This window comes from Asticcacaulis sp. (genome assembly GCF_020217185.1).
Lineage (GTDB): Bacteria > Pseudomonadota > Alphaproteobacteria > Caulobacterales > Caulobacteraceae > Asticcacaulis.
The window spans coordinates 1-10,000 of the sequence record NZ_JAIWNX010000261.1 but is presented as its reverse complement, the minus strand read 5'-3'; the positions used below and the strand labels follow the sequence as shown (position 1 = coordinate 10,000).

11 protein-coding genes are annotated in these 10,000 nt (G+C 61.0%); 8 read left to right on the top strand and 3 right to left on the bottom strand.

All coding sequences use genetic code 11. The features are described 5' to 3' along the window. From LDL37_RS13180 to LDL37_RS13170, 3 genes are all read right to left on the bottom strand, one after another. On the bottom strand, positions 1-1,053 hold a 1,053-nt coding region (locus LDL37_RS13180; protein WP_290799153.1), incomplete at its 3' end, for a TldD/PmbA family protein. Positions 1,054-1,077: 24 nt separating this feature from the next. Next, positions 1,078-2,712: a TldD/PmbA family protein gene (locus LDL37_RS13175; protein ID WP_290799151.1), complete on the bottom strand. Its 1,635-nt coding sequence runs from the start codon at positions 2,710-2,712 to the stop codon at positions 1,078-1,080. Between the two features lie 213 nt (positions 2,713-2,925). Further along, the gene (locus tag LDL37_RS13170) at positions 2,926-3,600 is read right to left on the bottom strand and encodes a peptidylprolyl isomerase (RefSeq protein WP_290799149.1); all 675 of its coding nucleotides are present in this window, start codon (positions 3,598-3,600) and stop codon (positions 2,926-2,928) included. A gap of 174 nt (positions 3,601-3,774) precedes the next feature. On the opposite strand from LDL37_RS13170, the gene LDL37_RS13165 reads away from it, so the two are divergent. The 8 genes from LDL37_RS13165 to groL all read left to right on the top strand — a co-directional run bounded on the left by LDL37_RS13165 (position 3,775) and on the right by groL (position 9,890). Continuing rightward, positions 3,775-4,449, top strand: coding sequence for a hypothetical protein (locus tag LDL37_RS13165; protein WP_290799147.1), 675 nt, complete (start codon positions 3,775-3,777; stop codon positions 4,447-4,449). Between the two features lie 62 nt (positions 4,450-4,511). After that, entirely contained in the window at positions 4,512-5,003 is a 492-nt protein-coding gene (locus LDL37_RS13160; RefSeq protein WP_290799145.1) for a hypothetical protein, read from the top strand. After that, on the top strand, positions 5,000-5,488 hold the full coding sequence (locus LDL37_RS13155) for a hypothetical protein (protein WP_290799143.1): 489 nt from the start codon (positions 5,000-5,002) through the stop codon (positions 5,486-5,488). The genes LDL37_RS13160 and LDL37_RS13155 overlap by 4 nt, the downstream gene beginning before the upstream one ends. Position 5,489: 1 nt before the next feature. Beyond that, on the top strand, positions 5,490-5,726 hold the full coding sequence (locus LDL37_RS13150) for a helix-turn-helix transcriptional regulator (protein ID WP_290799141.1): 237 nt from the start codon (positions 5,490-5,492) through the stop codon (positions 5,724-5,726). A 65-nt stretch (positions 5,727-5,791) separates the two neighbouring features. Further along, positions 5,792-6,745, top strand: a complete 954-nt coding sequence (locus LDL37_RS13145; protein WP_290799139.1) for a TraB/GumN family protein — start codon at positions 5,792-5,794, stop codon at positions 6,743-6,745. A 52-nt stretch (positions 6,746-6,797) separates the two neighbouring features. After that, positions 6,798-7,625 carry an endonuclease/exonuclease/phosphatase family protein gene (locus LDL37_RS13140; RefSeq protein WP_290799137.1) on the top strand — a complete coding sequence of 276 codons (828 nt, stop codon included), beginning with the start codon at positions 6,798-6,800 and terminating at the stop codon, positions 7,623-7,625. Between the two features lie 279 nt (positions 7,626-7,904). Next, positions 7,905-8,195 carry a co-chaperone GroES gene (gene groES, locus LDL37_RS13135; protein WP_013478704.1) on the top strand — a complete coding sequence of 97 codons (291 nt, stop codon included), beginning with the start codon at positions 7,905-7,907 and terminating at the stop codon, positions 8,193-8,195. Between the two features lie 51 nt (positions 8,196-8,246). Further along, the gene (gene groL, locus LDL37_RS13130) at positions 8,247-9,890 is read left to right on the top strand and encodes a chaperonin GroEL (RefSeq protein ID WP_013478703.1); all 1,644 of its coding nucleotides are present in this window, start codon (positions 8,247-8,249) and stop codon (positions 9,888-9,890) included. The last annotated feature ends 110 nt before the right edge of the window (positions 9,891-10,000 follow it).

Genomic DNA, 10,000 nt, shown 5'->3' with positions numbered 1-10,000 from the left:
TTTTTGCGTCGAACGCACGAGGTCCATGGTCGATTTGGTGCCGCCTTCCATGATCAGGTTGCCGGGCGAAGCCTCAGCCGTCTTGCCCTGCTTCTGCGCCCAGTAGCGGGAATATTCCAGATTAACCACCTTGCCCTTGTCGATGATGGGCAGGCGTTTGCGCGGCAGACCTTCGCCATCCCACGGCAACACGGCGGCTTCCGGATGCGCCGGATCGGCATAGAGGGTGACGCGCGGGTCATAGACCTGCTCACCCAGCTTGTTGCCGCCGCCCTTTTTCGACAGGAAGCTGCGGCCTTCGTCGGCCGAACGCGCGTCGAAATAGTTCATCATGAACGAGATCAGGCCGGCTGAAGCGGCCGGTTCCATGATGACTGTATATTTGCCGGGCTCCAGCGCCTTGGCGTCGGCGGACTCGGCGGCCTTCTTCATGGCGATCTGGATTTCGGTGTCCGGCTTGAAGGCCGTCACGTCCTGAAGGTTGCGCGCCACCCAGCCCGAACCGCGACCGTCTTCGGTACGCACCGTGCAGGTGTAGTCCATCGAGGTCGATTTCTGATAGCCGAAATTGCCGTTGGAATTGGCAAAGGCCTCAAAGCCCTGACCGTCCGACAGGAAGCCCGCGGCGATCAGCTTGGCCTGCTTGCACGGGGTGATCGACTTGGCGGCCACCTCAGCGCGTTGTTCCGGGGTAACGGCCGCCGTCGCTTCGCTGAAGGTCTTGGTCGGCGTGTAGGTCTGCTTGCCCACGGCCGGCATGAATTCCGGGTTTTCCGGGGCCAGCTTCGCCAGGTCTTCGGCCCGGCGCACGACGCGCTCCAGCGAGGCGTCGTCAAAGGCGTTGATGGTGGCGATGCCGACGCGCTTGCCGAAGGCCACCTGAACCCCCAGCTCGGTATTGGTGATGATGCCGCTGGTCGAGACGTTGTTCAGCGCAAAGCGGATATTACCGTTGATCGATCCCGACAGGGTGGCGGTGCATTCGTCGGCCTTCGACAGCTTGATAACCTTGTCGAGAATGGCCTTGGCTTCGGCTTCGGTAAGGATGCCCATATCTGTAATCTCCCAATCGGCCGATTAACCGAGCGAACGCGCGGTGTTGATGACGTTGATGCCGTTGAAACGGCTGGTGGAGGAACCGTGCGAAACCGCCGACACCTGACCCGGCTGCCCCTTGCCGTCGAAGAAGGAGCCGCCCAGACGATAGTCGCTTTCGTCGCAGATCGCTGAGCAGGCGTTCCAGAATTCCGGCGTGCGGATCTGATAGGCCACGTCCTCGATCATCTGGGTGATCTTGCCGTTCTTGATCTCATAGAAGAGCTGCCCGCCGAACTGCGCGTTATAGCGCTGCTGGTCGATCGAGAACGAACCGTCGCCCACGATATAGATGCCGTTTTCGACGCCCTTGATCATATCGGCGACGCTGAGCTTTTTCTTGCCCGGCTCCAGCGAGATATTGGCCATGCGCTGGAACTGCACCGACGACCACGAGTCGGCGTAGCAGCAGCCGTCCGATTCCGTCTTGCCCAGAATGTGGGCCTGATCGCGGATGGCCTGATAATCGACCAGCTTGCCGTCGCGGATGATGTCCCACTTCTTCGTCTTGACGCCTTCGTCGTCGTAACCGACGAAGCCCAGTGAGCCGAACTGCGTCTTGTCGGCGACGATATTGACGTTTTCCGCCCCGTACTGGAACTTGGCCTCGCGCTTGTCCAGCGTAGCAAACGAGGTGCCGGCGTAGTTGGCCTCATAGCCCAGAACGCGGTCAAGCTCGGTCGGGTGGCCCACCGATTCGTGGATGGTCAGCCACATATGGCTGGGGTCGAGGACCAGATCGTACTTGCCCGGCTTGACCGACGGCGCTTTGAGCTTTTCGCGCGCCTGTTTGGCGCCGGCGATGGCGTCTTCCTTCATGTCGTAGCTGAGGCCATAGCCGGTGACGCCCGCCGGATCGGTGAACTTCTGTTTGGCATCGCCATCGAGATATTCATAGCCCAGACCCATCGGCGCCGACAGGCCGTCGCGCGTGCGGAACTTGCCCGATTCCTTGTCGATGGCGGTGACCGTCATCGGCACCCAGATGCGGTGCACGTCCTGATCGATGTAGGAGCCGTCGGTCGAGGCAAAATACTTCTGCTCATTGACGAGGAACATCATCGAATTGACGTAGTCGGCCCCGGCCTTCAGCGCGGCGGTATTGACGTCGATCAGGCGCTCGGCCTTTTCCTTGATCGGCACTTCCATGCTGTTCTTTTTGATCGGCGTCTTCCACGACACCTCACCGACGCCCTTGACGGGGGCCAACTTGACCGGAACCGTCTGGATCTTGGCATTGGCCTTGGCGATGGCCACGGCCTGTTTGGCGGCCTGGGCCACGGCTTCGGTGGTCATGACATTGGTCGCCGCAAAGCCCCAGGCCCCATCGGCGATGACGCGGATACCCACACCCAGCGACTCGGTATTCACCACGTTTTCGACGCGATCTTCGCGGGTGATCACGAACTGACGCAGATAGCGCCCGACGCGCACGTCGCAATAGCTGGCCCCGGAGGACGTCGCGGCGTTCAGACCGGCATCAGCCAGCGTCTTCTTCACCTTGACGTCGATCGTCTCCTGAAGCACTTCGGCGGCGACGGCCCGCCCGTAAAGCGACGGCACGAGCAGGCTGCCCGCCGTCAGGCCGGTCAGGGCCAGAAAGTTGCGTCTGTGCACGGCGTATCTCCTTAAAAGATGTCCGGAATGAAAGGATGCTCCGGAACGCCACGCATCGCGCCCGCCCCGTTACGACTGAGACGATCACCCCGTCAAATGAGCGTCAAGTTGCTTTTTGGTAATAAAGGCGGATTAGGGATATTTTATACAGATTTTTAGTCGTCACCCCTTTGGCGTGGGGGAAGGCTCAAAAAACGGCGAGGACGCCGCCCCCTAATTCAGCCGCTTCGCCGATAGCACCTTGACCGGATTTTCGAGCTTCTGCCCGTCCCAGCCGCCTTCGATCTTCTTTTTGGTGATCTTACCGTTGAGGATTTTTTTCACCACGTCCATCCCCGACACCACCTTGCCAAAGGCGGCATAGCCCTGATTGTCGCCTTCCGGATCACGCCCGGCGTCCATATAGGACATGTCGCCGACCGAGATGGTGAACTGGTTGCTGGCTGTGCCCACCGCATAGCGCGCCGTCGAAATCGTGCCGTCGGTGTGCGACAAACCGGTCTGAGACGTCGGCTCGTGCGGTATGGGCGTAAAGCGATGGCCCGCCGCTTCGACCTGAATAAAGCCGCCCTTGCCCGACTTCATGGCGCGCCAGAACTGCGCGTCGGTCATCTTTCCGGAGTCCACATATTGCAGGAAGTTGGCGGTTGAAATCGGCGCGCGCTTGCCGTCCAGCTCAACCACAATATCGCCCTTGGTCGTCTGGATCAGGACGCGCACCGACTCCGGCGGCACGGGCAAGTCACGGTACAGAGGCTTGGGCTTGGCCGGGGCTTTCGGCGCTTCGGTGTTTTCGGCGGGCTTTTGTTGCGCCGGGAAACAGCCTTGCAGGAGTGTGGCCCCCATCAGTGCCGTCATACCGATCATCCATTGCCGCCGCTGCGTCATGCTGTGCTCCCTTTGTCATGACAAAACTATCGGAAAGCGGCCGGACTTGGCAACCGGGTAGAACCCGACGATTCCGCTTTACCTTCGGGCAATCGGTGGTAACGCTTAGAGATTATAACACCAATGACCGAAGATGCTGACCGCATCCGGTCGTTGGGATAGGAGGAGCGCGCCATGATCCAGGGCCCCAAGCTCGATAGCCTGTTACCGCCCCTGTCGCCGGAGGACGTCGCCGGAATGGACGACGAACTGACGCGGCTGCGGCGACTGATGGAGCGCGGAGAGTCGGCCGGTCTGGCCGGTGGCCCGATCCTGTTGTGGTGGGGTGGCGTTCTGGGCATAGGCCACCTGTGCCTGAGTCTGGCCTATGCCGGCCTTCTGCCCGCCCTGCCCTATGGCCTGTTCTACTTCATCGCAGGTCTGGTCGGTACGGTGGTCATCGCCGTGCGCGTGCGCAAGCACAGCCTGTTGTCAAACTGGCGCACTGAGGCCGTTTCGGCGGCGTGGCTGTTCGCCGCGGCGGGCATCTTCGTCTATTCGGTCGGCAATGTGGTCGCCGGGACCTATAACCCGGTGTCCAATATGGCGTTTCTGGCCATTGTTTTTGCTCTGATCAGCGCCGTGACCGGGGCCGCCTGCCGCCGCGACTGGATGCTTGTTCCCTCCGCCGGATGGCTGCTGATGGCGTCCTTGAGCTTCACCTTTGGCGATAACGGGGCGTTGCGGACACTGGTCTTTGCGCTGGCGTCGATCCTGCTGATGGGCGTGCCGGGCTGGGCCCTGACCGATCAGGCGCGTCAGGCCCGGCAGGTGAAACAGGCATTGGGCCTGCGGCTCACCGGTTCTTGACTTTAAGTCTAATTTAAATTTATATGCCCCTAACATTAATTTGTCAGAGGGGTTCGTTACACATGTCTGCACACAAATTACCGCTCGACCTGATCAGCATAGGCACGAAGGTCGCCGTCGCGGGGCTTCTCGCCGGATTGGTGGCTGAAAAGGCCGCCCCTCTGAACGACATGCACCCGGACCCGTCCGTTCAGGTGTCGCTTCTGTCGGTCAGCATGGTGCTACCGTCCTTCTGGATCAGCCTGCTGGCCCCCATCTGCTATCTGTGGGCCCTGTGGTCGGCCTCGGATGTCTTCATGCGCCTGCATAAGGGCGAAGGCTTTGGGGCCTCGGTCGTCAAGGGCCTGAAAGATGTCGGTTCAAACCTGATCTACGGGGCCATCGCGGCGATCCTTATTATGCCGACCCTCACCGCGCTGACCGAGGATCGCTTCCGCGGCCTGCGCTATGATTTCGCTATCGAGCCCCTGACCATCGGCCTGATCGGCCTGATGCTGTGGCTGATTACGCAGGCCGGTGAAAAGTTGCAAACCGACATGGAGAGTTTCGTATGAAGGCCCTTATTCTTAAAATCATGATCGGCCTGCCAATGAGGATCATGGTGCTGCTGATGGTCGTTCAGTTGCCGAAACTGTGGGCCCATATCGGCCATCGGCCCGACATTTTCGGTCTGGCGCTGTTGCAGGGCGGCTTACCGCTGTTGCCCCATGGCTTCTTCGCTATTGCCCTGTGGTTCGCTGCCGACATGATCGCCCGCGTTCGTCCGGATAGGCCGTTGGAGCCGGTCCTGTCCAAAGGGCTGCGCCGCAGCGGGGCGGGGTTGATCCTGGGCGGTCTGGCTATAGGGCTTAACGTCACACCTTGGGTATGGGGCGAGGTCTATAACAATACCGGTCGACAGCCCGGCGTTGCAAATGACGTCCTGCTGACCCTGATCTTTGTCGCTCTGGGCCTGATCCTGATTGGCCTAAGCCAGCGCATCCGCACGCTTCAGACAACGCGCGAAGCCCTGTCGGCGGAACTGGAACAGTACGTCTGATATGCCAGTCAATGTAACGCTTGATGTGATGCTGGCGCGACGCAAGATGCGCGCCAAGGATTTAGCGGCGCAGGTCGGCATCTCGGAAACCCAGATGTCGCTTTTGCGCACCGGCAAGGTGAAGGGGATGCGGTTCGACACCCTGTCGAAACTCTGTTTCCTTCTCGGCTGTCAGCCCGGCGACATCATGGAATACCTCCCCGACGAAGCTGATCTGACAGCAAAGGGCGGCGACTGAGCGCGCGTGCCCCATTGCGGTCACGGAGTTAGGGCTTAAATGACTCCCCGAAGAGGAGCCCCGCCATGTTCAAATCGGTTTGTCTCGCTGCGCTGATCCTGAGCGCGCCCGTGGCGTTCGCGCAGGAAACGATCAGCGAAAGCGCCACTGTCAAGGACGGCGAAGAATGGGTCACCGACGTGGTGGTAACCGCGCGTCTGCCCGGCCCGGCCCTGTGGCGGGTGCGTAAGGGCGACAGCGAGGTCTATGTGCTGGGGGCCATGCCCGTAATGACCAAGCGTATTCCGTGGGATTCGAAGCGCGTCGAGCGCGTCATCGGCCTGTCCAATGTGCTGCTCACCGCGCCGGAGGCCAAGGGCGGGCTGATCGGCGGCGCGCGACTGCTGATGGACCGCCGCCTGCCGCTGGGCAAAAAGCTAGATGAGGTCTTGCCGCCAGACCTGTCGAAGCGCTTTTATACGCTGGCCGATACCTATGGTCTGGACCGCGAAAAGTACAAGAAACTGTCGCCGATCTGGGCGGCGGCCACCCTGCGCGAAGACGTCTATGACAAGGCGGGGATTGCCACGCGCGACCCGGAAAAGACGCTGCTGCGGTTTGCCAAGGCGCAGAAGCTGAAGACCAGACCGTCGGGCAGCTTCTCGGTGGCCAAGACTCTGGGGCGAATCGACGATTTCAGCGCCCAGCAACAGGCGCATTGCGTCGCCGCCACGCTGGATGAGATCGACTTTGCGGTCAAGAATGCCCGCGCCGCCACCGAAGCCTGGGCCGTTGGCGACCTCAAGGCCGTGCAGCGTTTGTCACCGGATTCGGCGCTGCTGGCCTGCCTCGAAGGCGCGCCGTCCACCAAGGCCATGCTGGGGCAGTCGGTCGAACAGACGGTCGGCGCGATCAACAATGCCTTAGGAACGCCGGGTAAGTCGCTGATTGTGCTGCCCTTGTCGGCGCTTCTCACCCCCGGCGGGGCCTTACAGCAACTGGAGCAGCAGGGCGCGACCGTAACCACGCCCGCGCTTTGACGTCATATGAATGTCATTGGACCCCGCGCCTGCCGCGCCCTAAACTGACTCTATGAAACTGCTGCCCCTGCTCGCCGCCGCCCTGCTTGTCGCCTCACCGGTTTCTGCTGAGACCCTGCGCCTGATGAGCTACAATATCCGCTACGCCAATCCGCAGGACGTGCCGCCGTGGCCGGAACGCGGCCCGCGCATGGCGGCGCAGATCGCCTTCCTGGCGCCTGACGTGCTGGGCGTGCAGGAAGCCCTGCTGCCGATGGTCGATGACCTGTCGCAAGCCCTTGAAGACTATGACCATTATGGTGTCGGCCGAGATGACGGGGCCAAGTCGGGCGAAAGCACGACCGTTTTCTGGCGCCGCGACCGTTTCGAGAAGGTCTCAGCGACGACTCAATGGTGCGGTCAGACGCCTGATACGCCGTCGAAGGACGCCGATGCCGCCCTGCCGCGCACCTTCACGCGCCTGATTTTGAAAGACAAACGCAGTAGTCAGGTCTTTGACGTCCGCAATGCCCATTTCGACCATATCGGCGTCAAGGCCCGCGAAAACTGTGCAGCGCAGATTCTGAGCCTGCCGACGGTGCCAGGTGCGCACCTGATCGTGCTGGGCGATTTCAACACCGGCATGGACAGCGCGCCCTATAAGCGCTTCACCGCCGACACCAGCCCGCTGAAAGACAGCCGCGTGGCCAGCACCCGCCGCTTTGGCCCGATCGGCACCTTCAACGGCTTCGATATCCGTCAGACGGATGGCGAGGCCATCGACCATATTTTTGTGGATCGCGCCCTGAGCGTCACGCGCTTTGCCACCCTGACCGACAGCTTTTCGGGCAAGGTCATTTCCGACCACTTCCCCATCGTGGCCGATATCGAGCTGAAATAGGGGTATAGGGAACCACAGATGACACAGATTACACAGATAGGCGCTTCGCGCCTGTGAGGTGGCAACCGAAGGGCTTTCGGTCCGAATCCCTTAATCTGTGCCATCTGTGAAATCTGTGGTTTGACCTTCTCACTTCACCTCAAGCCCGGCGAAAAAATTTCACACGAATTCGCGGCGGTGCTTCTTGACTCTCTCCGGTACCAACCCTAACTCAGGGGCGCGTTAGCACTCGGATATGCTGAGTGCTAACATTCATCTGAATAACATCGGAGACATCATATGAGCTTTCGTCCGCTGGGCGACCGCGTTCTCGTGAAGCGCGTTGAAGAAGAAGCCAAGACCAAGGGCGGGATCATCATCCCTGATACGGCCAAGGAAAAGCCGCAAGAAGGCGAAGTCGTCGCTGTCGGGCCGGGCGCCCGCAACGAAAAGGGCGAGCAAGTCGCTCTGGACGTGAAGGTCGGCGACCGCGTTCTGTTTGGCAAGTGGGGCGGCACCGAGGTCAAGCTGAACGGCGAAGACCTGCTGATCCTCAAAGAATCCGACATCCTGGGTGTGGTTGAGCGTTAATCCGCTCTGTCCTCCCTATCCCGATAATACGCAACCAAAGGAACACCCGAAATGGCTGCTAAAGACGTACTGTTTTCCTCGGACGCGCGCGACAAGATCCTGCGCGGCGTCAATGTCCTCGCCAATGCCGTGAAGGTCACGCTTGGCCCCAAGGGCCGCAATGTCATCCTTGAAAAGTCGTTCGGCGCCCCGCGCTCGACCAAGGACGGCGTCTCGGTCGCCAAGGAAATCGAACTGGCCGATAAGTTCGAAAATCTGGGCGCGCAACTGATCCGCGAAGTCGCCTCCAAGACCAATGACAAGGCCGGTGACGGCACCACGACCGCCACGGTTCTGGCTCAGGCCATCGCCGTCGAAGGTCTGAAGTCGGTGTCTTCGGGCCGCAACCCGATGGACCTGAAGCGCGGTATCGACAAGGCTGTGGCCGTCGCCATCGCCGAAATCAAGGCTTCGTCCAAGCCCGTCACCTCGAACTCGGAAATCGCTCAGGTCGGCACCATCTCGGCCAACGGCGACACCGAAGTCGGTCAGATGATCGCTGACGCCATGGCCAAGGTCGGCAACGAAGGCGTCATCACCGTCGAAGAAGCCAAGACCGCCGAAACCGAACTGGACGTCGTCGAAGGCATGCAGTTCGACCGCGGCTACCTGTCGCCCTACTTCGTCACCAACCCGGACAAGATGGAAGCGGTCCTCGAAGACCCGTACATCCTGATCTTCGACAAGAAGATCTCGACCCTGCAACCCATCCTGCCGATCCTCGAAGCCGTGGTTCAGTCGGGCCGTCCGCTGCTCATCATCGCCGAAGACGTCGAAGGCGAGGCTCTGGCCACGCTCGTCGTCAACCGTCTGCGTGGTGGCCTGCGCGTCGCCGCCGTGAAGGCTCCGGGCTTCGGCGACCGCCGCAAGGCCATGCTGGAAGACATCGCCATCCTGACCGCCGGTCAGGTGATCTCCGAAGACATCGGCATCAAGCTTGAGACCGTGACCCTCGACATGCTGGGCCGCGCCAAGAAGGTGACGATCACCAAGGAAACCACCACCGTGGTCGATGGCGTCGGTGAAAAGGCGGAAATCGAAGGCCGCGTGGCTCAGATCAAGCAACAGATCGAAGAAACCACCTCGGACTACGACAAGGAAAAGCTGCAAGAGCGTCTGGCCAAGCTGGCCGGCGGCGTCGCGGTCATCCGCGTCGGCGGCTCGACCGAAGTCGAAGTGAAGGAAAAGAAGGACCGCGTCGATGACGCCCTGAACGCGACCCGCGCGGCCGTGGACGAAGGTATCGTTCCGGGCGGTGGCACGGCTCTGCTGAAGGCGTCGAAGAAGCTGGCCGACCTGACCGGCGACAATGACGACCAGACCGCTGGTATCGCCATCGTGCGCAAGGCCCTGCAGGCTCCGATCCGTCAGATCTCGGAAAACGCGGGCGTCGAAGGCTCGATCGTTGTCGGTAAGGTGCTGGAATCGAACGATGCCAACTTCGGCTTCAACGCTCAGACCGAAAAGTACGTGGACCTGGTCGCCGATGGCGTCATCGACCCGGCCAAGGTTGTGCGTACCGCTCTGCAAGACGCCGCTTCGGTGTCGGGCCTGCTGATCACGACGGAAGCCGCCGTGGTCGAAGCCCCGAAGAAGGAAGCGGCCCCGGCTATGCCCGGCGGCGGCATGGGCGGCATGGGCGGTATGGACTTCTAATTTGGCTCACGTCCCGATCCTGCGGATCGGGACGTGGACAAAGGTCCATAGCGAGAAAATTTTTCTCGAAGCGGTTCTTCGAAAAATTTTCGAGTCTTATGTGGAAAGAG

Coding starts and splice junctions, on each gene's coding strand:
- LDL37_RS13160 (WP_290799145.1), top strand. CDS start 4,512: ATGTCTGCACACAAATTACCGCTCGACCTGATCAGCATAGGCACGAAG.
- LDL37_RS13145 (WP_290799139.1), top strand. CDS start 5,792: ATGTTCAAATCGGTTTGTCTCGCTGCGCTGATCCTGAGCGCGCCCGTG.
- LDL37_RS13170 (WP_290799149.1), bottom strand. CDS start 3,600: ATGACGCAGCGGCGGCAATGGATGATCGGTATGACGGCACTGATGGGG.
- groES (WP_013478704.1), top strand. CDS start 7,905: ATGAGCTTTCGTCCGCTGGGCGACCGCGTTCTCGTGAAGCGCGTTGAA.
- LDL37_RS13155 (WP_290799143.1), top strand. CDS start 5,000: ATGAAGGCCCTTATTCTTAAAATCATGATCGGCCTGCCAATGAGGATC.
- groL (WP_013478703.1), top strand. CDS start 8,247: ATGGCTGCTAAAGACGTACTGTTTTCCTCGGACGCGCGCGACAAGATC.
- LDL37_RS13165 (WP_290799147.1), top strand. CDS start 3,775: ATGATCCAGGGCCCCAAGCTCGATAGCCTGTTACCGCCCCTGTCGCCG.
- LDL37_RS13150 (WP_290799141.1), top strand. CDS start 5,490: ATGCCAGTCAATGTAACGCTTGATGTGATGCTGGCGCGACGCAAGATG.
- LDL37_RS13140 (WP_290799137.1), top strand. CDS start 6,798: ATGAAACTGCTGCCCCTGCTCGCCGCCGCCCTGCTTGTCGCCTCACCG.